Below are 25,696 nucleotides of genomic sequence, written 5' to 3'. Positions count from 1 at the left end.
AGTTTCATTACAATTTAGTCTTCCAAATCGTGAGTTAATTCACGGCCAGGACGTTTGCCGGCAACAATTGCCTTAACATCGCTGACACATTTTTCACCCATGCCGTGAAGGCATTCGTATGTGTAAGCTGAAGTATGTGGTGTTACCAAGATACGGTCGTTCTTCAAGAATGGATGGTCGGCCTTAACAGGTTCAACTTCCATTGCATCGGCTGCGTAACCTGATAATTGACCAGATTTGATAGCAGCACTGATAGCATCTTCTTCAACCAGAGCACCACGGGCGTTATTACAGATGTAAGCACCCTTCTTAAGGTTCTTGATCGTCTTTGAATTGATCATATGAAGACTGGTGTCATCAAGTGATGCATTCAATGAAATGTAGTCACAACGGCTTAACAAAGTTTCCAAGTCAACGCGTTCAACGTTGTGGTTGGTAAACCATTCTGGTTCAGTTGCAGGATGTGGATCGTTAACCAAAACTGGACCGCCAAAAATGCTGAACAATTCAGCTACTCGGCTACCAATGTTTCCACAGCCGATAACACCAAATGTCTTACCACTGAGTTGGTTACCCATGAATTGGGCACGGTCTTCATAACGGCCGGCACGTTCACGTTCTGATGAAGGAACAACCTGACGAACCAATGCCATTAAGTTGGCAAGTTCATTTTCAGCAACTGAGTTTCTTTCAACCTTTTGTGGAACGATTGCAACTTGAGTGCCATGCTTCTTGGCAGCTTCAAGGTCAACGTTGTTAAAACCAATTCCGTGACGTGAGATTAATAAAAGATCATCTTTGTTATCAAAGAATTCTTTGTTAAAGAATGGGGTAACACTGGCAATGATGACGTTAAAGCCATGAAGCTTTTCAGCTAATGACTTACCATCAATATCGGTAGGAAGCATGAAACGTTTAACAGTTCCAATCTTTTCCAATTCTTTCCAATGTTCAGTGAAGACCTGTCCAAAACTATTTGAGTTAACAACTGCAATATTGTATTCCATGATATGTTCTCCTTAATGTTTTTATATTATTAATATGCTGATATATCAGTTAAATGGTCCATCAATCTGATTAACGCAAATTGATATTGCACTGGTAAGCCTTAGACTCCCCAGCACCAACATGCTGATTTCCTTCTTTGTTACTTAATTCAACCAGGCTGCCATAGACATCAGGCAGACCGTTGAATGGTTCGATGCATAGGAACGGCGCATCCGCACCTTCTTTAGTCCACAGTGTGACGTGGTCGAAATCAGACACATCAACCGTCACCGAATGTTGGCTATCTGCTGAATACAGCTTAACGGTTTGGATACCCTTGTTCTTAATGATGATCAAGCCTTTTTCAAACATGTTGTGGTCAAGTTCAACAATGCCATTTTGATAGTTAACCAGCTTGGCCATCTTACCTGAACGGTATGGATTTGGCTTCTTGACGATTTCATACGTGTCCAAAGATTCTTCTTTTGGTTCGAGATCCAACCGGTAATCATTAAACTGCCCTTCACCATTGATTGGAACGTTGAAGGCTGGATGATAACCAAGTGAATATGAAAGATCACTGGTACTTTGATTTTCAACTTTGAAAGAGACGTTGAGGCCATTGTCATTCACAGTAAAAGTAACGGTGAACTCAAAGTCAAACGGATAACACTGCTTGGTTGAGTCATCGGATTTCATCAACAGCTTAACTGAATCGTCCTTGTGGCTGACAACTTCAAAGTCGTAGTCACCGGCAAACCCATGTTGCGGCATCTCGTATCGCTTTCCGTTGACAAGATAGGCATCTTCATTTGACCTGCCAATAGCCGGAAATAGAATGGGTGCATGCTTTGGCCATAAATCATTATTCCAAATATAGTCAAAACCAGCCGCCCGATTATAAAGATGAGTTAACTGGGCACCGTGCTCATCTATTTCAGCCTTAAAATCTTTGTTCTGAATTGTTTGCATTTGACCACACCCCTGGTTGCTTAGTCTTTGTCAAAGAAGTGGAACTGATCATGAGCATTGTTGTACGAAATATCTTCGACAATCTTGCCCAGATAATCCTCGTCATCAGGTGCCTGACCACGTTCAGCCCATTCACCAATAACGTTGCACAATACTCTTCTGAAGTACTCGTGACGCGGATATGAAAGGAAGCTTCGTGAATCAGTCAGCATGCCGACAAAGTTAGGCAGCAGGCTTTGTTCAGCCATGATTGTCAACTGACGCTTCATGCCGTCAAAGGTATCATTGAACCACCAAGCAGCACCTAATTGAAGCTTTTGAACACCATCTTGTTGGAAGTCACCCATTCCGGTAGCGAGTTGCATCCAGTCATTTGGATTCAATGAATAGATGATCATCTTTGGAATTTGGTCCTGCTCTTGGGAATCCATCAATAACTTCATAAATTCTTGTGCCAAATCAGGTTGAGTTCCCATTGAATCAAATCCACCATCGGGACCAAAGCTCTTAAACATTGGCTTGTTGGCGTTTCTGATAACATTCATGTGGAACTGCATGGTCCAGTTAAATTCTTTGTTCAAATGCATCAAGGCTTCAACCAACATTGTCTGATATTGGTCAATTTTAGTCTTGGTGAGCTTCTTATTGTTACGAGCTTTGTCGATAATATCGTTCATTTCATCGTCTGAAGCTTTAACAAAGTGGAAGAAGTTCAAGCCGTGGTCGGAAAGCCGGCCACCCAAGCTTGCAAAATATTCGAACCGTTGACGAAGAGCGCCAACCAGGCTCTTAAATGATGTAATCTTCTTGCCGGAAACTTTGGCAAGTTGGTCAAGGTAATCGCCGTAGCTGTCTGCAGTTAGGTTGAATGCCTTATCTGGACGCATAGCAGGCAATACTTTGAAGCCGTTTTGGTCTTCTTCTTTTTTGAGTAACTTATGATATTTCAAGTCGGATGCCGGATCATCTGTCGTGCAGACAACCTGAACATTTGAACGCTTGATTAAGTTGCGTGGCTTGAAATCATCAGTTGCTAATAATTTGTTGGCCTTTTCCCAGATAGCCGGAGCTGTCTTGGTGTTGAAAACATCATTGATGCCAAAGAAGCGGCGTAGTTCAAGGTGAGTCCACTCAAACAGCGGATTCCCCAAAGCCTTTTCAATGGTACCAGCCCATGCGAGGAACTTTTTATAATCATCACCGTCACCGGTAATCAGGTCTTCCGGAACACCGTTGGCCCGCATTAAGCGCCACTTGTAGTGGTCACCAAAGTTGCCTTCGTTAATCCAGATTCGGGTGAGATTTTTATAATTCTTATTTTCGTAAATTTCCTTTGGATCCAAGTGACAATGGAAATCGATGATCGGCATTTTTTCAGCATGATCATGGAACAATTTTTTGGCCATTGGGGTGGTCAAAAGGAAATCATCATTAAGTAATGACATGTGTCTGTCTCCTTAGTTAAATTTGTTTAGCATACTTTGATAAGGTATCTTCAAGCGTCTTGCGAACAGCACCAACGCCACTGATTTGTGATGCAAAGTATCCTTCAACAACGTCACCAAGGCCAATTTCATATAAGTCATAGCCAAAGATCTTCTTGTTGGACAAGATGTCTTTCAGATGTGCATGAACATCAGTCTTTTCACCGAGTTTAATGTCGGCAACTTTTGGCTGAAGTTCTGACAACATTGGATCTCTGCTTGGTTCAAATGGCTTGCCTTGATCATCAATTGCCATAAGGTAACGGCACCAAGTTGCAAGAACCAATGGAATGAAGTGAAGATCTTTAGGGTCACGTTTAGGATCATCAATGTAATGTTGAATTGTGACGCCGTAACGAACTGACAGCTTCTGAGAAGTATCGGCAGCAATTCGCTGTGGCATATCTGGGCTGTATGGGTTTGGAAGACGTTTGTTAACCAATTGGTCGATAAACTTCTTTGGATTGATAACCTTAGGGTCGGTTACAACCGGCAAGCCTTCAACATAGCCGATTTGTTTGATGAGGTTAAGCATATCAGGATCACTAACCTCTTTAGCAATTGAATTAAATCCAAGCAGGCTTCCGTTAACAGCCAAAGCCGTGTGAAGTGGATTCAAGCAGGTTGTTACTTTCATTTCATCGGCATCATTAACCGTATCGCGGTTGGTTAAGATAACCCCTGCTTTATCCAATGCTGGTCGGCCGTTTGGAAAGTCGTCTTCAACAACCAGGTAATGCACTTCTTCAGTATTGGTGAATGCAGCGATGTTGGTGTGACCTGGTGTGTGGAAGATTTGATAATCTTCAAAGCCATCTGCCTTAAGCTTGTCAGATACAGTCTCTGAAGGATTTGGCGTAATTCGGTCAATCATTGAGAGTGGGAAGCTGACCTTCTTGTCATCTTGTAAGTAATCAACAAATTCTGAAGGAACCAGGCCATTCTTCTCCCAGCCTTTGGCAATGGTCAAAACGCTCTTTTCCAACTTCTCACCATTTTGTGAAAAGTTATCGGTACTGAGCAAAGCCATTGGATACTTGCCGGCTTTGAAACGGGCAAACATCAATGAAGTAAGAGAAGCCATGTTATTCTTAGGTGCTTCAGGGCCATTCTTAATATCATCTTCAATAGCTGGCAGCAAGTTTCCTTGACTGTCCCAAAGGTTATAACCTTTTTCGGTAATTGAGAAAGTGGCTAATTGAAGGGCTGGATTCTCAAATATTTTGAATAATTTCTTCCAACCGTCGGGATTACTTTGATCAAAGTACAAAGCATCTGAAACGGAAGCAAATAATTCTTTTTCAAAGTTACCATCTTCATGGGTGATAACTCGTAATATTCTATCGTTAAATTTTTTGTAGGCATCGGTTACGACGTCTTTATCATGAGTTTCGGCAACAACAATACCGGCGTCCAAGTCGCCTGATTCAAGCAGACGATCAGCAATTGCGGCATGAAAAGCTCGGAACAAGTTTCCGCCACCAAAGTGAACCCATTTTGTGGCACCATTTTTCTTCTTGATATCATAGGTTGGAACTTTGATTCCGGCATCCGTGAATTCTTTCTTGTTGTTCAGGTAATCATCAGTAATTTTTACCATTAATTAAACCTCCCGTATTGCACTAATTAAGCCAAACATGAAGGTGTGCCCATCAAATTGGTTCAAACTGATACACCAGTCTTCTGGATACGCTTTCGTTTTCATTATATTCTGATATATCAGATTGTCAATACCCCAGTTTTTTCAAGGGTCTACGTTAACTTTTTCACCAAATTATGCTAATATGATGTTATCTAAAGGAGAACGATTATGCTAGATAATATGCGCAGTGATGCTTACAACGAAATTAAATATCGAATCATCCACTTTGACTATATTCCGGGCCAAAAGATTTCCGAAAAGCTGATCTCACAAGAGTTAAGCCTCGGTCGAACACCAGTTAGAGAAGCCATTATCCGGATTGAACGTGAAGGCTTAATCGAAGTCATCCCCCAAAGTGGGACCTACATTACCAAAATTGATATGGCAGATGCTAAGAACGCCCGCTTTGTCCGCAATTGCATTGAACCAAAAATTATGGTCGATGCGGCGGTGAACATTTCTAGCGATGATATTGCAAAGATCCAGAAAAATTTGGACCAGCAACAGCAAACCGCTTCAAGAAGCGAACCTGATAACTTTTTCGATTTGGATCAGGATTTCCACCACGCCTTTTATTCAGTCGTTGGCAAAGATACGGTTTGGAACTGGCTGCAGATAAACAATACCCAATTGAATCGTTTTCGTCGCTTACGATTGAAAGAATCTGAACTTGATTGGGACACGCTGACCAATCAGCATGAAGCTATTTTTAGGGCAGTCAAAAGCAAAGATATTGATGATCTCAGCTTCTTGGTTACTCAACATTTGCACCTGATGCTTTTGGAAAAGCAAAAAGTTGTGAATGCTTATCCGGATTATTTTGAGAATTAAAATATAAATCCTATAAACGTTAAAGGATCTCCACCAACAAGAATATGGATTGTTGGTGGAGATCTTTTATTGTGTCGCCATTGAGATTTGCTAAAGCAGAAGTAGCAATCAGTTATAATTGGTTAGTTATCAAATTGATTCCTTAATATATTTTTAATGATTCCATATTGTCGTCCTATGCTTGAGTTTCCAGGTATTAAGCCTATGGCCACAACTAAACATGCCCTATTATTACTATCACATAATCGATAGAATGAATATGCTTAAAATTTTATATTTTATGGGGGATGCTTTATTATCGCAAAAGACAAATCGTATCGTAAGAAAATGAAATGGCTCTTATTCCGCTGCTTGGTTGTTTCACCACTCATTGTGGGTTCAGCCGGAGCTTTTGGGCTTGGTTGGTGGTGGGCAATGATCCCGGCTTTATTGTTGAACTGCCTTTATTGGTATCGCTACAACAGTAATTTCGCCATTTCTGATTTTTCAACGGAAATTCGAGCTCTTATCATTGGTTTCATCTATTACTTTGGTATTTTTTCGATTATTTTGATCGTAAACCGCTATAATCTTTATCAGATTTCGATCTACTACCCATTTTTGATTATTCCTTATAACATTTCAACGATCGCTGCTGGTGGCTTTATGATGTACCACAATTTAGGCTGGATGTTCATTGCAACGTTTTGGTCATCAATCATGGGGATGGTGATCTATCAGATTAAAACGCACAGGCTGCCCAAATTAGACAAGAGAAAAAGTGGTGGCTTACTCATTTTAGTTCTCGTAAGTTTGTTACCCTTCTATCAGCATTTTGCGACAAACCTGCGATTTACTCAGGATTATGGGATGTCCAGTGAACTTAGTCTTCGACAATATCGGCCATTTATGAAAAATAAGGCTCTGGCTCGATTAAAGACGCCTGCCACGCTTCGGATTACCCACAACTACCCACGGTTAAACGGTGCGACTGCACTTTATCCAATCTATTCTGCAGCTGCCCAGGCAACGTATTCTGGAATGAATGCCAAGCAGGCTGCTAAGATGATTCGGGTAGATACAACCCCAAAGGCATTTAACAGTTTGATTCAGCACAAATCAGATATTACCTTTATGGCGCAACCTTCGCCTGCTCAATATAAGGCTGCCAAAAAAGCCCATATTCACTTACGACTGACTAAACTTGGTACCGAAGCTTTTGTTTTCTTCGTGAACAAGAAAAATCCAGTCAATAATTTAACGATTTCTCAGATTCAATCGATCTACCAACGAAAAACCATCTTTTGGTCAAATGTTGGTGGTAAATTCAGCCCTATTCAACCTTTCCAAAGAGCAGAAGGATCTGGAAGCCAGACTGCAATGGAACAACTAGTCATGAAAGATAAAAAGCTAGTGAAGCCTTTGAGATATCAAGCGACGGATGGCATGGGATTTTTAATTGACGAAATTGCCGGTTATAATAATCATTCAAATGCAATTGGTTACTCATTCAGATTTTACGCAACTCAAATGAAGCATAACAAAAAGATTAAGCTCATCAAGATTAATGGGGTTACCCCAACTGCCGCAAATATCCGCAACGGAAAATATCCACTGGTTGGCCACTTTTACGCGATTACACGGGACAATCCAAGTCAAAACAGTACTAAATTGATTCACTGGCTACAAACCAATCAGGGACAAAGATTGATTGATAAGACTGGCTATGTGGGATTAAAGTAAGTGGTAATTGGCTGAGATGCTGAATACTTAAAATTATGAAGCACTAAAATTGATCGTTCCAAAGCAAATTAAAAGGATGCCTAATTCAAAAGGCATCCTTTTTGTTGTGTTCATATTTAATGAAATCGTCGTTAATTTTGAGAATCTTCTTGAATTTGTTCCAATGATTTTCCAGCAGTTTCCTTGAAGAATATTTGAATGAACAGTCCCATGGCTACACAGAACAGGCCAAAGATAAAGAATGTCCAAACACTGCCAAGTCCATCCAACATCATTGGGAAGAATTGAGTTACGGCATAGGTAGCAGCCCACAATGCACATGAAGCAATGGATGAAGCACGGCCACGGATTTTATTTGGAAACATTTCGGAAATAAGGATCCAAGTACCGCCACCCCAAGAGATTTCAAATAAACTTGTGTGAGAAATAATCAAAATGATAATTAGGATATTAAAGCCAAGTGTAATTGGATCTTGGTTGAAACTGAATGACAGTAGGAACATGCAGGCAGCCATTCCATAACCGCCCCATTTTAGGAGGCGTTTTCGACCCAATTTATCAACCAGTCCCATGAAGAAGGCAACGAAGATTACTTTGACCAAGCCAATGAGAATCGTTTCAATCATTGCGGCATCTGTTCCGGCACCCGCATTCTTAAAGATAAACGGTGCGTAGTATCCAACGGCATTAACACCGGTTAATTGTTGGAATACGGAACACATAATGGCGATGAATAATGCCATTCGAGTACCCTTTTTTAAAAGCTCACCTATGAAGCCTTTACCGTTATTTTCCTCTTTAACAGTTTTTTGAATGGTGCCGATTTCATCATCAATTGCGTCAGCATCACTAAAAGTGACTTTTTTAAGAATTTTGCTGCCTTTGTCTGCCTGTCCATGACTGATCAAATAACGGGGACTTTCAGGAATAACGAATAGGAGTACGAAGAAAAGGAGTCCCGGAATAATTCCAGCCAAGAACATCATTCTCCAGCCAACGTCTTGATTCCATTCAAGCGTATGCGTATTGGCAATCAACGCATTGATGATATAAACAACAAAGATTCCAATAGCAACGGCCAACTGATATCCACCAACCATTTTTCCACGGACCTGTTTAGGTGAAATTTCAGCTATATAAAGTGGTACCAAAGTTGAAACCATTCCGATTCCCAGTCCGCCGAGAAGCCGTGCTGTAATCAGGATCCCTACGGAAGGTGCAACCGCACATCCAAGGCTTGAAAGCGCAAACAAAATTGCCGATACAAACATCATGATTTTTCGTCCGATACGATCCGCAAGCCATCCGGCAACCAAGCATCCAACCATGGCTCCTAATGGAATACAACCCGAAATAAAACCTAAAAGGCCACTCGACATTTTAAACGTATGGCCGATGAAATTAATCGCCCCAGCCATTACACCTTGATCATATCCAAACAGCAATCCTCCAAGGGCAGCAATTACAACTACAATCAATAAAAAGCGGGGGTATTCCTGCTTCTTAACTTTCTTCTCCATGGTAATCTCTCCTTATTCATAACTTGAAAACCCCAAGTGATACTTTTGGGAATATCAAGCTACGTAATATATATCAGTTCATGAATAATTAGCCCTTTATTCACCTCTAAAGGAATATTTATAAGTAATAATAATTGCGGAAAATATGCTTAATCAATCAACAAACGCCTATTCAACAGCGTTCAGACAAATACATATATTCACAATAGAGGGAAAGTAAGGGTAAAAAGTTGAACAATCTGATATATCACTGTCAATATACTACCACCACAGGTTTGCATTTGCAATCGTTTTCAAGAATTTTGACTGGATATTGCACTTTTTTCACAAATAATGAACATCCCCTTCTTCTTTACAATCACTTGATCAGGGCCTTCTGATCTGCTCAAAAAATTCATTTCATTGCATACATCCAAAAATGAACCAAAAAAGGATGCCGCAGTTGGCATCCTTTTAATACATAAGTCAAACATTTTTAATTGTCAATTAATATACTCGATACTCACCAATATCAACACGTGGTCCTTCAATCACATGCTTATCGATCATTGCATCATAAATGGCTTTTCCAAAGTACATGCTGGACTTAGGATCAAAATGGAATTGGTCAAGCAATGTGCCTTTTTGCATATCGATAACATGGACATTTGGATCTTCCTTGGCAATCTTGAGCAATCCGGCTTCAACTTTTGGATCGTATTGCTCGGAATTGTGACTTACTGTTCCACAGAAAATTGGCAAATCAGGCTTATTGACGTAGCCTCTGCATGTTTCAAATACTGCCTTAAGGTTCTGGTAGTAGTTATCAGCTGCTTCTTGTGAGAAGGAAGCTCGGTCGCCTTCACCTTGATGCCAAACCATGGCTTGAACATCGAGATTGTGCTTAGCGTTTTTCTCGCAGGCTTCAATAATTTGCTTGAATTGAAGCAGTAGTGAGTTGCTTGGACTATCCAATTTGTCGATTTCAGTGGTCCAGTGGTTGTGGCCTTGGTGGCCGCCTTCACCGGTAGGAGCAACTGAAGTTCCACCCTCAGAACACTTCATCACATACAAATCATATTTTGCTAAATGAGTCAGGTAATAGTAGGTTACTAAGTCAAATCCCCAGCGATTATCAGACAAGTCACTGACTTTAATGGAATCTTGAAAGACTCCATCCTCATGATTTGGTGTGTAATTACTGCAGTAATGGCAGTTAGCTAATGGTAATGAAATTGGCTTTGGCAGTTCCGCAATTGGAACTCGACCATCAATATTCGATTGACCAGCTGAAATGATTGTTAGTGGTTTCCGTTCAGTTTCCATTTTCTTCTCCTCTCTCATTTTGACAGTTTATCGTGATTCAACACGTTAAAGCTTGTCAATTAAACGTTCACGTAATTTCTTTGCAAGATCATCATCCGATAATTCTCGTGCGGTTGTCCACAGTGTCATGACACGAGCCTCACCGGGTGCTTTAATAAAGCGACGCTCCCAGTCATCCTCATCGGCAGTGTCACCAAGGGTTCTTAAGTAATGACGTAAGAATCGAAGCTTGATTGCCGTAAGAGGCATGTCATCATAACCATCATTCTTGTAGAAGTCGTACCACTTCGTTGACTTGTGATGACTTTGAGCAAAGTTAATTTCATCCATTGTGTGATAGGCTTCATCAGCAAGCAGGAATGGCTTCAAATAGTCGTCATCCTTCTTGGCAGCCATTGATAATTCATAAGCTTGAATAACCAGGTGTAAGGCTTTGAGGCCATCAGCCTGATAAAGGGTGCTCAGATACAAATCACCATAGAGTGTCTTGGCATCTTGTTGATTGAGATTCAGCATCAATTTCTTAAGATTGAGCACTAATTCTTCCCAACCAGGAAGCTTTGGTGTGATCATCCCATCAATCTTTTTAACACCGTCAGCCAATGAATCATCGCCAACAATCCAACCTGCATCAGGGAGCTTGTCCTTGCCGCCCAACCAGGTCTTGATAATTCTTCTAATCAAGAATGGTGAAAGTTCATCACCGGCAGTTTCATCTGAATGGGTACCGTATTGAACAACGGATTTCCAATAATCTTCGTACAATGAAACAATCTCTTTTTGATGTTCGGAATAGTAATTATTAACGTAGTCATCAAGGATCTCATCGTTACTACGAGCAGTGTATCCCTTGACCCAAGTTTTGGCAACTTCACGCAAATAAAGAACGTGTGGCTTGATGTTTCCGGTATTAACCAATTCAAGCGTATCAAGCCCTTTACTTCGAGCCTTCATTAATTCTGATGAGACAAATTCTGGGCTGTTTGAAAGTAAACCTAAGAAGTTTGAAGCTTGCAAATCATGGAAGGCAACGTGATAGTAAAGGCCACGCTTACGATGATGTGGATTTGGAATATCCAATAATGGTGAACGTGGATTATCCAAACCTTGTCTTCTTGAAACCATCTTGCCATATCCACTGTCGGCCCAGATTTCAATCAAATCGTCCGGAACATCAACCAAGCCTTTTTTGTAAAGGCCGGCCAATTCGCCATAGACGTTGAGGGCCATAGGAGCACCCGGATCCAATTCTTTAATCATGTCATACTGTTCTTTGATGACACCGTTGACGACATCGGCAATTGCCTTGTCATCCCATGTTCTGCTGGTATCATCTTCCCAGAACGGCTTGTCTCCTTGGCCACGGAATCCCAAGCTGTAAATGGTTGGAGTTCCTTTTTGTTCGTTGATTGCGTCACGCCAAAGTTTTCTGAATAAATCAGGATACTTTAAGAATGATGCTTCAAGTTCAGGATATTCACGGGCAAACATCTTGGCACCAAGTGGTTCCGCATGATGTTGGGCAATCATTAAGCCAAACTCTTTAGCTGGATTACGGTTAATCTGTGATTGAACATCGGTACCGGGAACAATCACATTGCATCCCACACGCAAGGCGGTTTCAAAGACTCGCTGCCAAATAAAACGTTGAGAATCATGATCTTTCCAACCACGAATAAGCAACTCATCATTGACAAACCAGCCACGATATTCGGTTTGATAATTCGGAATATGCATGTCAAAGTTGGTCATCTGAATCGTCTTTTGAACGGTTGGAACAGTGTCCATCCAGTACCAAAAGTCATCAATTTTAAGGACATCTCGAGAAATCGCCAATGCACCATACATGACACCAAGCGAAGTCCTTGAGGAAACAGTTACTTTATCAGGAGACGAAAGTGTGATTTGATAATCATCACCGTCGACAGGTGCTTGAGGATCAACAGTTAAATAAATTGTATTGTCGGCATCTTTTTCAGTGGTAACTCGGTTAATATCGCGTTGCAGAATCTCGCAGGCATACTTCAAAACCGTGTTACGAAAATCTTGGGCATCAACTTTTGTCCCCTGTGAAATTGTAAATTCTTTATTAGACAATGTTTTCTTCCTTTCCTGGCAGCTGGTTATTTAGAATTATCATCGTTGGTGCTTTGAACTCCGGCAACTGTTTGAAAGACATCTGCCAATGACATATTCTGATCGGCAAACTTCTTGTTCAAAATCAGTGTTCGGAAATCTTCAATCGTCATCTTTTCCTTTTCCTTCATTGGAAGTGGGATCGATACGTTGTCACCTGATTGATTCATTCCGGTCGTTAAAGTAATGATGAGCTTCTCATGTTTATCCAACTTAACAACATAATGTTCATAATATGATGGGATATCATAAGATCCAGTCAATTCTTGATGTTCCTTAAAATAATTAATAATGAAATCATGAAATGTCTCTTTTGATTTCAAAGCTTTTTTCCAATCACTATTTGTATCTGCCATCATTTCAACTTCTTTCATATTTAACAAATGTTTCAAAAACAACAAGGCGGCTATGCAAGGTATTTGCCTCGTTATAGCCGCCTCGCCGAGCTATGAATCAGTTTTCATAACACGATAATTTATTTGCTGTCTGAATCTGGAACTCCTGCCACCGTCTGGAATACATCAGCAAGTGACATATTCTGATCGGCAAACTTTTTGTGGAGAATCAAGTTTCGGAAGTCTTCAATGCTCATCGTTTCCTTTTGCTTAAATGGAAGCGCAGAAGCAGCACTCTCGCCTACTTGATTGACTCCGGTAACAAGTGTGATGACAATGCCATCATGACTGTCCAGATGAACAGTATAATGCTCGTAATATGATGGAATATCATATGAATCCGTTAATTCTTTGTTCTTTTTAAAGTAATCAGTGATAAAGTCGGCAAAGGCATCTTTTGATTTAAGTGCCTCTTTCCAGCTTGAGTCATTATTATCAGCCATACTAATATCTCCCCTCTAATAGAAGCTTAATCATTCAAAATTAGTTTTTAACACTTGGTTTTGCTTGATCATTCTTCTTCCAGAAATCAATTGAATCATATTTCACACCAGTTAAGTCTTCACAAACGGCCTTAGTGTGTGGGTCAACATCTTTCATGCTGCCACCCTTTTGGAGACGACCCAATTCTTGGGCAAGAACTTTAAATGTCTTCTTGCTTAAGTGGAAACGTGCGGCGAAGAACATAGCCAATAAGATCATGAATCCAACACCACCGGAAACAATGAAGATAATCATGTTGGTAGCACTGGCAGGCTGTGATACGGCACCACTAGCTGATTGACGGAAGTGTGCAAAGTCAAGTAAGTATCCGGCAACAACTGATGCCAAACCTTGACTGATTTGGTTGATAAAGGTCATAACTGAGGCGAATAATCCGGCACGGTTTTTACCCGTAACCAAAGTATCCAAATCAGGAATGAATGGGAAGACGTTCCATGGAGCGAAGTACAAGATGTACAGACCAACTTCATAGAATGACATACCAACAATTAACCAAACCATCATGTGGGCTGGACGAGTTAAGGCAACGAATGCCCAGTTGGCGGCACTAATCAAGATCAATGAGTAGCCGAACAGGTAAAGTGAACGGTAAGTGAACTTGGTAACCGCGAACCCAGCGATAATGGTAACTGGGATAGATACAATACTCAATGATTGTAAGAATCCTGAAGTACTAGTTGACATCTTTAATACATAAACAATGTAGTAAACAAACACAGTTGAGAAAAGAATTGTTGCGAAGTATGAACTTAAGTAAATACCCATGTGAAGACGGAATGTCTTGATCTTGAAGGTTGAGAAGTAATTCTTTAACTCTGACTTCAAGTTTGGTTTTTGACCATTGTTATCTGCAAGGGCTTCTGCTTCAAGCTTCTTAGCTTCTGCTTTGGTAACAAAATGTTCCCAAGTTGTATGGTAAGTAACTAATACTAAGAAGAATGTGGCAACAGAGAAGATAACCTGCATTAAAATATATGGTTCTGGTGAAGTCTTAGGGAAGAACTTGAATAATTGTGCTGGAACGAATTGGGTTAACATTCCACCTAATCCGGCAAGAACCATTTGAGTAGTTGACATCTTGGTACGTTCGTTAAAGTCTTTAGTCATTTCGTTTGGAAGAGTTTCCCAAGGAATTTGAAGTGTTGACATCAAGACAGTAACGATAAGGTAAGTAACCAAGTAGTACCAGAAGCTCATCCCGGCAACCCACATTGTGATCGCAACTAATACTGATGGAGCCGCAATCAAAATGAAGATGTGTCGACGACCAAACATCCGGCCAAGCTTGTACTTGTAAATGTTATCCGAAATATTACCCATGACCAGTGAAACAATGGCATCAGCCACACGACCGATCAGGAAGATAGTAGCACCTTGTCCAGCTGTTAAGCCGGCAAATGTGGTGTAGAAGAACATCAACCAAGCACCAACTAAACCTTGCATTGAAATACTAAAGAATGAGAAGACACCGAAACCTAATGATCTCCAAATTCCAATTGGCTCACGACTTTGATAAATTCTCTTGTTGGCATATTCATCCCAACCGTCGTGAACAACTTGCTTTTGATTGTCCATTTTGTAACCTCCCATGATTACGTAAATATTTTGTATCCGTTTACAATTTGGTTCAAAAAGTTAGGACAGACACAACAGTATCCATCCACCAAATGTTGTGCAGGTAATCGTCCTTTGATCCTCGGAACTCAAATTCCAAGTATCGAAACAATAATTGCTAAAACTGGACAAATCACTTGTACAACATTCAACCTTGACCACAACTTAAATTGTAAACGCTTTATAAAGCATATTCTTTGCAAATTTTGACATAAACATTGCAAAAACGTAGGTAGTATATCAGAAACAACTTTCATAACTGATCTTGTGGCGTTCCAATTTGACTCTAAATTAAGTACCTGAACAGCTCGCCCACGATACGATGAGCTAACTTTTCGTATCCCAGCGGACTGTAATGGGTGCCATCCGGCATATAACGTTCACTATTCGCCAAGAATGGTGAAATCCCACTTATATTAAACAAATCAATTACCGGAATACTATAGTGATGACAAATCTCAATCATCGCGGAGGCATAATCACCCTGGGTATGGCCGGCTTGATTTTTCTGAAACGAATTGGGATAAGGTTCCTTCGAATGGGCAAAGGAAGTCTTGGTAGGTGTCATAAAGACTAATGTCGCGTTTGGATACTGATCGTTTAATCCATTAATAATGGTATCAAGTGCCCCAAGGAACGTGTGCGGATCATTTTTATCGATACTTCCCAGCGGGACATTATTGACGAAATCATTAACGCCACCAAACACAACAATATAGTCGGCGTCTTTATCCATATCCAAATACCGTTCAACAAAACTATCCTCACGGTCCGAACAGACAGCAATCCGGGAACCTTTTTTGCCAAAGTTGTTAACCTTTTTGAACGGAATCAGTTCCTGTAAATGAGACGTCCAGGAAATACCGTTTCCGCCGCCTCCTGTGCTGTCATCGCCCCAAGTGGTTGAATCACTAAAACAATTAATCACTTTGTCACTAAAGTAATCATTATCAAACAACATGCAGTTTCCCCCTTTGACTTTTATCTGGTTAGTCAAAACAGCAGTATCGATTCCATCATATTTCATCCACTATCTTGACAAATAGCCAAATCTCCTGCCAGCAAACAGCGCATTCCGTTTACTTAGCTTCAATATTTCTGTACAATTGGAATTGTAAACGCTTAATAAAGCACATTCTTTGCGTAGTTTGACATAAACATTGCAAAAAGGCAGGTGCGCTAAATGATTATTGATTTACCATTGGACGGAACGCTTCCAACAGATATTGTTTGTTCCCATAATCGAAGCCGTCATCACGACAGTCCCTTTCATCAACATACAAACCATATTGAACTCATTTTATTCATCTCAGGTGATGTAACTTTCTACACCCCTCATAAAGCATTCCCCATCAAGCCCGGCTACCTGATCGCAATTCCAAATGGTGTCTGGCATCGGGTGGTTACAAAAAGTTCGGCCCCATACGAAAGAATTTTCTTAAACATCAAAGTCGACTTAATCAACCAACTTTCCACCCCAAAGACCGATTTATTTGACTGTTTTAAAACCCAGGATAATAAAGATGTTAATATTTTGAATCTTAATCAAGATTTCATTGACGACTATATTGCATTTTGCGACCAGCTCATCCCAACCCTTGATAAAACTGAATATGGCAGTGACGTCAGAGCCCGAATTCTACTTTCACAAATTTTACTCATTGCCAACGAAGTTCATCCCGTAAAAGATCAGCCTAAAAATATCATGCCGCCGTTCTTGGAAAAAGTCACTTCCTTCATTGATGACAACTTAGCCGGTGATCTAAGCTTGTCGGCATTTGCGGACGAATTCTTCATGAACCCCAATTACCTGGATCGATCCTTCAAGAAGTACACCGGATTGTCGATTCATCGGTATGTCATCGAGAAGCGGATCGAACTCGCAAAGCAGCTTTTGCGCGAAGGTCACACTGTCACAATGGTTTGCGAAGCTTCCGGATTTGGAATTTATAGTAATTTTATTCGGACGTTTAATACCCTTGTTGGCCTTTCACCTGGTAAATATAAGAAGAAATATCAAAAATAGTTTCAGTTGGGATCATTTAAAAACAACGAGCACTTAACAAATAAAGTCCCACTTGAGTAACGAGGCAACCTTTACGCCAGGTTATTCAAGTGGGACTTTTTGTTTTCTAAACGCTTCTTCGCTTAAAAACGATATAGCTCAATACCAGCGAAATGATCGTATACCCAAGGCATGCGCCGACCATTTCCGGAGTTGATAATAATGTGACCTTGTCGGCATTTGGTTCGGTCAACTGCAATGGCAAATTCAAGATGTTTAACGGATTCCATTTCAGCCATTCCCACCGATTCATGATCTTAATCATCATTCCTTCTATAATGTACAAGCCAAAATACCCCACAATTCCGATGGAAATTGCAGTAGCTGTGCTTCGGAAGACATTTGCCAGTAACAAAACCAAGCTCAGAATCATCCAAAGGACCAGGAACGATCCGATGATGATCAAAATATTCGCATGGATAATGGTCAGCTGGTTATTGTATTGATCGCTTAACTTAAACGTATCGTTGAATAACACAGCTTTGATCACTAACGACCATGCCAAGGAAACAGAAAAGAAATAAACCGAATAAAGGAACATGGTGATCCATTTGCTGATTAAAATTTGGCCGCGATAATATTTACGATACAGTAATTCCTTAATAGTCCCGTATTGAAATTCCATGGCAATAATGGAACTGCAGGCCGCAATCATAAACAATGGAATCCAATAAATCCCTGCAAATAATTGGACAAACTGGATTTCCGGTTTGCCCCAGGAACCTGGGTAATATTTACTTAAAAATCCAAGGGCGGTCATCAATAGTAATAAAGTAGCCGAGGAGATGTAAGTGCTGCTTTTATGAAGTAATTTGAAGCACTCTTGTTTAACTAAAGTTATCATTTTATTTCGACCCCTTTACTTGATCATCCTTAAGCAGATTAAGCAGGATGGTCTCCAAGTCATTGTGAACATGCTGAACATCTTCAATATTGATGCCGTTGCCTGTCAGTAAATTAATCATGTCAGCCATCTGGTTTTGCCCATTTTCGATAACCGAAACGCCACCACTTTTATCAAGCTGATATCCATGTTGAGCTAAAATATGACTTGCCTTTACGTCATCCGAAGTTTTGAAAGCCAACAGCTTTTTACTGCCACTTTCAAGGGTGACCATACTTTGGGTATAAACAATTTGTCCTTGATCAATCACAACGATATCGTCAATTAACTTCTCCAGTTCACTTAAAATATGGCTGGATATCAGAAATGTGGTTCCACTTCTTGCATAACTGAGAATGAGATTGCGCAAATCTTTATTGGATTGAGGATCTAATCCGTTCATGGGTTCATCTAAAATGACAAGTCTGGGATTGTTGACGAGTGCCAAAGCAATGCCCAGCTTTTGTTTCATCCCTAAAGAGTAAGTCTTAGCCTTGCGATTAATATAAGCATCCATCCGCAGTTTGCGGACAATGTCCATTACCTGAGTGTCTGAGGTTGTCTTTTTTGAAAACAGGTGTAGGTGTTGATAACCGGTTAAAAATGGGTATATTCCTGGATATTCAATTAAAGCACCCACCTCATCCATTGATTGATGACTGGTCGGTGAAACCACTTCACCATCAACCATTATTTTTCCTTCAGGATAGTTAAATAAGCCAAGAATTGCCTTCATGATAGTGGATTTACCAGCACCATTAGGACCCACCAAGCCAATAATGTGTCCCGCCTGAACCCCGAATGAAACATCTTTCAAAACCTGCTTGTGACCGAAGCTTTTACTAAGGTGTTCGATATCTAAAATTGAGGTTGTCATATGATCCTCCCGCTGAACTAATCAGCTTTTAAACCAAGCCATTGTTAATCATAGAAAGACAAATTACCGGCAAACAAATGAACAGACTACCAAAACGACTCATTTATCATGGTCATCGGCCTTGGGTTGACTAGCAACATCTGAATATGCCCGTGCTCGATCAAGAAAAGTATCACTTTTTACAAGTGCAATTCCGGGTAGTTCGCCGGTCGTGTCGCCCAAAACAACAAGACTGGTTCCTTTATTAAAGCCAAACACGTCCCGAGCTTTTTTGGGAATGACAATCTGTCCCCGTTCACCAACGGTTACAGTTCCATATAGGGACTTCCCCTTTGGTGGAATTCCCACTTTGTTGGATTCAATGCTGTAATGAATTAAATTATCTAAAGTGATGCCATAAAGATTAGCTAACAAATCGGCATGGGAAATGTCGGGAGCTGACTCACCACTCTCCCATTTAGCAATTGCCTGCCGTGAAACGTGGACTTTTTCAGCAACCTGTTCCAATGTATAGCCGTGATGATTACGTTGATCACGTAAGTTCTGGGCAATATTCGAATTTTCTGTCATGCTGATTTATCCTCCTTATCATTTAATTCATACCTTATGTTACCAGCCTATATGCGCCAAACAACCAACTCCGCCTGACTGATTATGTTACGATTGGTTGCCAAAAGTTGGTGATCATTAGTTGGACGCGAATGATGTTAACCGCTGCGCGCAAAAAAAGCCAACGATGGGCAAACTTACGCCCATCATTGGCTTCCTTCTCTTATAAACCGAACCATGTATTCCTGCTATCTAGCAGAAATGCGTTCCAACGGCCGGCGGGAACGCCTGCCTAGCCTACTGGCGACGACCATGGACCCAGCTTTACTGTTACTTAGCTGAAACGTGCGCTTGCAACCCAACCCCGGTGTATAAGAAAAGAAGACCAACGATGAACAAGTTCATCATTGGTCTTCTTCCCTTATACACCAAATCGCGTATTCCTGCTATCTAGCAGAAATGCGTTCCGACGACCCTGGGCCTTACACGTAAATAAAAAGTGTGTATCAATGGACAAAGCACGTCCATTGATACACACTTTTCACTTACGCACCAGGCCCAAGGCGGGTCTCGTCACGCTCTTTACTTTTTCATATCCATTGCATGGCCACCGAATCCGTGACGCAATGCTGATACAACTTTACCTGTAAATGTATCTTGTTCCATTGAACGGTTACGTGCGAACAATGAATCAGTGATAACTGGAACTGGAATGCCTTGTTTGAGGGCTTCTTGAACAGTCCACTTACCTTCACCTGATGAGAACATCTTGCCTGAAATTTGATCCAAGTTAGCATCGTTAGCAAATGCTTCTTGAGCCAATTCCATGAGCCAGCCACGGATAACTGATCCGTTTACCCAAACTTTGGCAACAGCTTCGTTGTCGTAGTCATATGGGCTGTGGTCCAAAACATCGTAACCTTCACCGATGGCTTCCATCATACCGTATTCAATACCGTTATGAACCATCTTCAAGTAGTGACCTGAACCTGGCTTACCAGTGTAAAGGTAACCATCTTTTTGTGAAATTCCTTCGAATAATGGTTTGATGTGTTCAAATGCTTCGGCACTAGTACCACCAATCATGAAGTTACCACCATTGAGAGCACCGTTCTTACCACCTGAAGTACCACAATCGAAGAAGTTAATATCTTTTTCTTCAGCAATCTTACCATGACGAATTGAGTCTTGATAGAATGAGTTACCACCATCGATCAGGTAGTCACCCTTTGAAAGAAGGCCAACCAGTTCAGTAACAGTTGAGTCAGTTGGCTTGCCTGCTGGAACCATAATCCATACAGTGCGTGGTGCGTCCAACTTGCTTACAAGATCAGCATTGCTTGAAGCGGGAGTTGCACCTGCTTCTTGAGCTAATTTAATGTTTGCTTCGTCCAAATCAAATGCAACAACTTCGTTACCGTTACGGATCATGTTCTTAACAAGATTAAGACCCATTTTTCCGAGACCAATCATACCAATTTGCATAAGTAATGTACCTCTTTCGTCTTATATATTAGTTAGTTTCTTGTCTACGAGAACATTATATATTTTGAAAAGAATTTTCGCAAGGGTTATTGATAATTATTTTCAAAAAAGTTCATCTTTTATGAAAATAATTTAAAATGAGTTCCAGTAACGCTGATATGACGGCATTATTAATAACAAAAGGGTTAACAAAATCTTTCCGCTCTATTTAACGAGGAGTGTAAATGTTTTACACTTTCCGCCTATAATACCGCCAAATGGCTGTACAGCATAGGCTAACCAGCCCCAGAAGGGTTACGCCAACCCCTGCCAACAAGCCTCTAATATGATAGTTAAAGGCAATGTGGTGGCTGCCTTTCGACAATGGAATGCCAACCAACCCGCCGGCAACTCGCTTGACGGCTTGTTGCTGGCCATCTACTTTAACCTGCCAGCCTTGATCAAACGGAATCGTAATCACCAGAGTTCTTGCTTTGTTGCCAACGTTAACGGTTCCTTTAAAGTGCCCACCATGCTCATTCAATCGACTTGGATTCTGCAGCTTGAACAGATGCTTATTTTGATCCTTCACAACTTGTTTGAGATTCCGCATATTTATTCCGCCAATGTCTCGCGGAATTTTGGGCAACTCTTTATTGGAATGAATCGTGACGGTGGAAATCTGGCCTTTTTGCATATAACCCAACGGAACCATTTCCGTCCCCAACCCACTATATAGGTTGGAAAGTTTTTGACCATTGACATAAATTGAAACGCCAATCAGCCGAACTCTTGGAACATAGAGGTATTGTGGCCCCGTCGTATTTGCATAGAACTGGGCTTTATACCCAAAGTAATCTCGGGTGACATAATGGGCATTGCTGACAATCGTCGGCTTAACAATATATTGTTTATGATTACCGGCGACTTTTTGAACAAACCGATTGAGATTGTCGAATACCAGCTCTCTTCTTAATTTTAAATGCTGGATTTGATTATCAGCCGTAAACCCAAGCCCGGCAGTCTGCTTCCTAACCGTTAGCTTGTTGGTATCATTTCCGATAAAGTAATAGTCCTTTAGGCCAAAGAAGTAATTTGTAATGGCGGTTCCACCAAACGAGTCAATCCGCCGAATATTTCTGGAAGAAAATCCCAGGTCGCCCAATACATGATGGGTATGAGTATTCAGAGTCGAACTGTAAGAGCTGATGCCATAGTTTCGGTATAAGAATGAATCATTGTATCCGTTATATGGAACTTTGAACAGGTTTCGAAACGGCTTATTAACAATCACAAATCGATAGAAGCCGCGGTCGGATTGATTTTGTTTTTCAATGGTATCAACCTTTTTGATAGATTGGGCATAGGTGTGCTCGAAGGCTTTCTGGTTACCAAACGGCGCCCCGTCAGTCGCAATCATAAAGTTCAGGCCAAGTTCAGCGGCAAGAATGAATCCTAAAAAGATTTGACTGGAACGGCGCTGTTTGCCAACGCCAATCAAGGCAATCGTCGTCACAATCATAAAGCCGACTACAAACACAAGAACAATGTTCGATACCGAAAGTTGTGGAATATCAAATCTGAATTCCATCATCTTTTGACCGTCAATATTGGCAAACACATAGCCAATCAAAATAGCAACGGTAATTCCCGCTGCACAACGAATCAACAGCTTTTCTTCGGCAAACATCCCCTGAAGATAACCTTCATAGGTAATCATAATAATCGCAAAGCTGAACAAAAAGACCATTCTAAATGGGAACCCGGCCGGCTGCTGCATCATATGCCAAATCGTATTCAACGGTAACAGCCACATGCCGACAAAAATTCCGCCAACCAATATTCCGGCAGCCTGCTTATCCCGTTTAGTAATCATCTTGGAAAGAAAATACACAACGATTCCAACTATAAATAACGACCCGGTAAAGAAACTGGGATTATGGACCAGGCGGCCGGCAAAATCGTTCCCACCAACGCCAAAGTTAACCGGAAAGCTTAATCCAAATGTTCCTTTAAATAAGAAATTGACAACCGATAAATCTTTCTTTCCAGTTGCCATCATGGCAATTGCGGTAGGAATCAGCACAACGGCAGTGGTCAATCCCGACAATAACGAATACCAAATAAACCAGCCAATTTTACGCCAGTTGGCTTTCAAATTCTCAAAGAACGGCAATCTGTAAGGCTGGTTTTTCTTTAACAAAAACGCCATGTACAACACATTAAAGACACAGATAATGTAGCCCATGTAGAAGTTCGTCAAAATAATCGCAACCAGGCTGATAACATAAATCGTCGGCTTGCCATAATAGTAGAGTTTTTCCAGGCCATAGATCATCACCGGCAGCCAAATCAAAGCGTCAAGCCACATCAAATCATAGAAATACATCGACACAAATCCACACAGACCGTATGCAAAGCCACCATAAATGGCCATCAGATCATACATTTGATACTTTTTACCCAAAAAGACACTCATGGAGACTGAGCACAAAATCAGCTTCAGCCAAATGATCAGGTCAATAGCTATGGGTAACTGGGCATTTCCAAAGAATAAAATAATGATATTCAGTGGGCTCAGCAAATAATAAGCATAAATTGGGACAAGGCTGTCCCCAATTGACATTAGAAAGGAATAACTCGAAAAAGAGAAATGAGCCATCTGTCGCTTTAATTCAGCAAAGAACTGCAAATACTGCGTGGAAAGGTCGCTGACCAACAGATTATGGGAGCCAAATGGTGCAATCCCAATCAGCACAAATAAAGCACTGACCAATAACAACGGGATCAGTACTGCAAGGATATAGAAATGACGTTTCGTATGACTACCACGTTGTGACAGCATGTTCATCCACCTCAAATTAGATTTCACATTATAGAAGTTCACAAAGCTTCTAACACCCATCATTATAACTTCCCATTCATTTGGAACATTATATAGAAGAACTTTTTTACCAACTATTAAGGAACTTCGATGTTTTGTTACATTCCACCCCCTTAACTTGTAATAAAGCAGGCATTTAAGGTCAATTTGACCCCATATCCAAGGAAAATAGAAAATATATCGAAAAAATTTCGAATATTTGGATAATTAAATTACTGTGTAAAGCCCTGTCACCATAGGGATCACACAGATATGAAGAAAGTATGAAATCTTTCTTAACATTTATGAAACAATCCTGATACTGGTTGGTAGCATTCATTTCATATAATTGTTCTTGTAAGTTTTTAAAGGAGGACTATTACTAATATGAAATTTCGAAAAATAGCCGGCCTATTAATGGGTGCTGTGGCAGCATTCACATTTGCGATTAACGCATCCGCTGCCAAAACAAAGATTGCTGATGTTTCGCAGTACCAAGGAAACATCAACTGGAGTAAAGCTTCCAAACAATTAAAATTTGCAATTATCCGGGTCCAACATGGTGACACTGGGGACGCAGATTTCAGAATTGATACTCATAAAAATATTAACGCTAACGGCGCATATAAATATAACGTTCCATTCGGCCAATACGGTTACGCAGAGTTCAGCAGCGTGGCTGATGCCAAAAAGGAAGCAAGAGACTTTTATAAACGTGCAAGTTCCAAAGCTCGTTTCTACGTTTTGGATAACGAACACCGAAAGGGTCATGGCTCAGAACAATCTTACGTTAATGCCTGGCTTGCTCAAATGAGAAAGTTAACCAATAAGCCTTTGGTTTACTACTCATACCAGAATTACGTCAATGTTCACAAAATCAACTATTCCAAGTTTGACGGTTCATGGATTGCCAATTATTCCGCTAAGCCAAACGTTACAACAGATCTTTGGCAATATACTTCACACGGTTCATTAAGCGGAATCAGTGGAAGAGTTGATTTAAGTAAAGCGGTAAAGGGTTCGGTTGTTAACTCATGGTTAAAGACATCTTCCAAAGATGCCGCAAAGCCAACCTACTTCACGTCACTTCCTAGTGATAAAAAGATTTCAACTTCAAAAAATGTTTATCAATATAAAGATGTTAATTTCAAAAGTCGGGTTTCAAAGATTACTGCAGGCAAGAAGCTTTCAGTTAAATCAATCACCCGTTCCAATGGTGGAGCTTATCGGTTCCAACTTTCAAACGGAAATTACATCACCGCTAATAAAGCATACGTAACTGACTAATTTAACGAAACTACGCAAAGTAAAGGGGAACTAATCTTGTCACACAGTATTATCAAATCAATCTTAAAACCAGTTTTATTGCTCGCAGCATTATTTGCATTCGCTGTTACTTCATATACTTCAGCAAACAACGCAGACGCCAGCTCATCAAACAAATCATATTCAAAAGTTTTGAAAGTTGCTAAAAAGCATCTTGGTGCAAGTTACGTTTACGGCGCTGTTGGACCTACACATTTTGATTGCTCAGGTTTCACTAAATATGTTTACAAAAAGTCAATCAAGAAGTCAATTCCAAGAACTGCTCAAGCACAATACAACGGAACAAAGAAAGTTTCAAAGAGCAACATCAAAAAGGGTGACTTGGTATACTTCGGTGGAAGCAAACACAGTATTTCACACGTTGGTATGTATATCGGTAATGGTCGCATGATCGATTCACAAAACCGCGGTGTGGTTACTGAAAAAGTTTACTCACCATGGTGGCACGTGGTTGGATTCTCACGCCCAACTACTTTAAGTTACGACTAATCAAACTAAATAAAAAACGTAAAGCACCAGTCACAAGCCTCAAGGGTTTGTGACTGGTGCTTTTTTGG

The 25,696-nt window shown here is 40.6% G+C and carries 21 protein-coding genes; 5 read left to right on the top strand and 16 right to left on the bottom strand.

From position 1 onward, the window contains the following. Positions 1 to 14 precede the first annotated feature (14 nt). From LKE01_RS01015 to LKE01_RS01000, 4 genes are all read right to left on the bottom strand, one after another. Positions 15 to 1,007, bottom strand: coding sequence for a D-isomer specific 2-hydroxyacid dehydrogenase family protein (locus tag LKE01_RS01015; protein ID WP_056980959.1), 993 nt, complete (start codon positions 1,005 to 1,007; stop codon positions 15 to 17). A 70-nt stretch (positions 1,008 to 1,077) separates the two neighbouring features. After that, a complete protein-coding gene (locus tag LKE01_RS01010) occupies positions 1,078 to 1,959 on the bottom strand; it encodes an aldose 1-epimerase family protein (RefSeq protein ID WP_054768859.1) in 882 nt (293 codons plus the stop codon). 20 nt (positions 1,960 to 1,979) lie between these two features. Beyond that, entirely contained in the window at positions 1,980 to 3,404 is a 1,425-nt protein-coding gene (uxaC, locus tag LKE01_RS01005) for a glucuronate isomerase (protein WP_056980961.1), read from the bottom strand. Between the two features lie 16 nt (positions 3,405 to 3,420). Beyond that, positions 3,421 to 5,043 carry a mannitol dehydrogenase family protein gene (locus LKE01_RS01000; protein ID WP_056980963.1) on the bottom strand — a complete coding sequence of 541 codons (1,623 nt, stop codon included), beginning with the start codon at positions 5,041 to 5,043 and terminating at the stop codon, positions 3,421 to 3,423. Between the two features lie 210 nt (positions 5,044 to 5,253). Here LKE01_RS01000 and LKE01_RS00995 point away from each other — a divergent pair, with 210 nt between their 5' ends. Next, a complete protein-coding gene (locus tag LKE01_RS00995; RefSeq protein WP_056980965.1) occupies positions 5,254 to 5,916 on the top strand; it encodes a GntR family transcriptional regulator in 663 nt (220 codons plus the stop codon). A 327-nt stretch (positions 5,917 to 6,243) separates the two neighbouring features. Beyond that, positions 6,244 to 7,638 (top strand): substrate-binding domain-containing protein, encoded by a 1,395-nt coding sequence (locus tag LKE01_RS00990; RefSeq protein ID WP_056980966.1) that lies wholly within the window; start codon positions 6,244 to 6,246, stop codon positions 7,636 to 7,638. Positions 7,639 to 7,769: 131 nt separating this feature from the next. Here LKE01_RS00990 and LKE01_RS00985 read toward each other — a convergent pair whose 3' ends face one another. The 7 genes from LKE01_RS00985 to LKE01_RS00955 form a co-directional block, all read right to left on the bottom strand. After that, on the bottom strand, positions 7,770 to 9,158 hold the full coding sequence (locus LKE01_RS00985) for a sugar porter family MFS transporter (RefSeq protein ID WP_054768860.1): 1,389 nt from the start codon (positions 9,156 to 9,158) through the stop codon (positions 7,770 to 7,772). A 486-nt stretch (positions 9,159 to 9,644) separates the two neighbouring features. Then, positions 9,645 to 10,463 carry a sialate O-acetylesterase gene (locus LKE01_RS00980; RefSeq protein WP_056980968.1) on the bottom strand — a complete coding sequence of 273 codons (819 nt, stop codon included), beginning with the start codon at positions 10,461 to 10,463 and terminating at the stop codon, positions 9,645 to 9,647. Between the two features lie 45 nt (positions 10,464 to 10,508). Beyond that, on the bottom strand, positions 10,509 to 12,560 hold the full coding sequence (locus LKE01_RS00975) for a glycosyl hydrolase 115 family protein (RefSeq protein ID WP_056980970.1): 2,052 nt from the start codon (positions 12,558 to 12,560) through the stop codon (positions 10,509 to 10,511). Between the two features lie 26 nt (positions 12,561 to 12,586). Beyond that, positions 12,587 to 12,955 (bottom strand): hypothetical protein, encoded by a 369-nt coding sequence (locus tag LKE01_RS00970; protein ID WP_056980988.1) that lies wholly within the window; start codon positions 12,953 to 12,955, stop codon positions 12,587 to 12,589. A 119-nt stretch (positions 12,956 to 13,074) separates the two neighbouring features. Further along, the gene (locus LKE01_RS00965) at positions 13,075 to 13,437 is read right to left on the bottom strand and encodes a hypothetical protein (RefSeq protein ID WP_056980971.1); all 363 of its coding nucleotides are present in this window, start codon (positions 13,435 to 13,437) and stop codon (positions 13,075 to 13,077) included. A 40-nt stretch (positions 13,438 to 13,477) separates the two neighbouring features. Further along, a complete protein-coding gene (locus tag LKE01_RS00960) occupies positions 13,478 to 15,073 on the bottom strand; it encodes an MFS transporter (protein WP_054768861.1) in 1,596 nt (531 codons plus the stop codon). Positions 15,074 to 15,398: 325 nt separating this feature from the next. Next, entirely contained in the window at positions 15,399 to 16,073 is a 675-nt protein-coding gene (locus LKE01_RS00955; RefSeq protein ID WP_054768867.1) for an SGNH/GDSL hydrolase family protein, read from the bottom strand. A 222-nt stretch (positions 16,074 to 16,295) separates the two neighbouring features. Between LKE01_RS00955 and LKE01_RS00950 the strand changes: the two genes are divergently transcribed. Further along, positions 16,296 to 17,138, top strand: a complete 843-nt coding sequence (locus tag LKE01_RS00950) for an AraC family transcriptional regulator (protein WP_056980973.1) — start codon at positions 16,296 to 16,298, stop codon at positions 17,136 to 17,138. A gap of 106 nt (positions 17,139 to 17,244) precedes the next feature. On the opposite strand, the gene LKE01_RS00945 is transcribed toward LKE01_RS00950, so the two are convergent. The 5 genes from LKE01_RS00945 to LKE01_RS00925 all read right to left on the bottom strand — a co-directional run bounded on the left by LKE01_RS00945 (position 17,245) and on the right by LKE01_RS00925 (position 23,795). Continuing rightward, the gene (locus LKE01_RS00945; RefSeq protein WP_054768862.1) at positions 17,245 to 18,021 is read right to left on the bottom strand and encodes a DUF2705 family protein; all 777 of its coding nucleotides are present in this window, start codon (positions 18,019 to 18,021) and stop codon (positions 17,245 to 17,247) included. Position 18,022: 1 nt separating this feature from the next. Further along, positions 18,023 to 18,937 carry an ABC transporter ATP-binding protein gene (locus tag LKE01_RS00940; protein WP_054768863.1) on the bottom strand — a complete coding sequence of 305 codons (915 nt, stop codon included), beginning with the start codon at positions 18,935 to 18,937 and terminating at the stop codon, positions 18,023 to 18,025. Between the two features lie 99 nt (positions 18,938 to 19,036). After that, positions 19,037 to 19,507, bottom strand: coding sequence for a helix-turn-helix domain-containing protein (locus tag LKE01_RS00935; protein WP_054768864.1), 471 nt, complete (start codon positions 19,505 to 19,507; stop codon positions 19,037 to 19,039). A 561-nt stretch (positions 19,508 to 20,068) separates the two neighbouring features. Further along, on the bottom strand, positions 20,069 to 20,971 hold the full coding sequence (gene gnd / locus LKE01_RS00930) for a phosphogluconate dehydrogenase (NAD(+)-dependent, decarboxylating) (RefSeq protein ID WP_056980976.1): 903 nt from the start codon (positions 20,969 to 20,971) through the stop codon (positions 20,069 to 20,071). 229 nt (positions 20,972 to 21,200) lie between these two features. Next, positions 21,201 to 23,795, bottom strand: coding sequence for a YfhO family protein (locus LKE01_RS00925; RefSeq protein ID WP_056980978.1), 2,595 nt, complete (start codon positions 23,793 to 23,795; stop codon positions 21,201 to 21,203). Between the two features lie 405 nt (positions 23,796 to 24,200). On the opposite strand from LKE01_RS00925, the gene LKE01_RS00920 reads away from it, so the two are divergent. Further along, complete coding sequence (locus tag LKE01_RS00920; protein WP_056980980.1) at positions 24,201 to 25,100, top strand: DUF5776 domain-containing protein; 900 nt, start codon at positions 24,201 to 24,203, stop codon at positions 25,098 to 25,100. A 36-nt stretch (positions 25,101 to 25,136) separates the two neighbouring features. Beyond that, positions 25,137 to 25,628 (top strand): C40 family peptidase, encoded by a 492-nt coding sequence (locus LKE01_RS00915; RefSeq protein ID WP_056980982.1) that lies wholly within the window; start codon positions 25,137 to 25,139, stop codon positions 25,626 to 25,628. The last annotated feature ends 68 nt before the right edge of the window (positions 25,629 to 25,696 follow it).

It is taken from the genome of Lentilactobacillus kefiri, assembly GCF_007989105.1.
GTDB lineage: Bacteria > Bacillota > Bacilli > Lactobacillales > Lactobacillaceae > Lentilactobacillus > Lentilactobacillus kefiri.
This window is presented reverse-complemented; position numbering and strand designations above follow the sequence as displayed.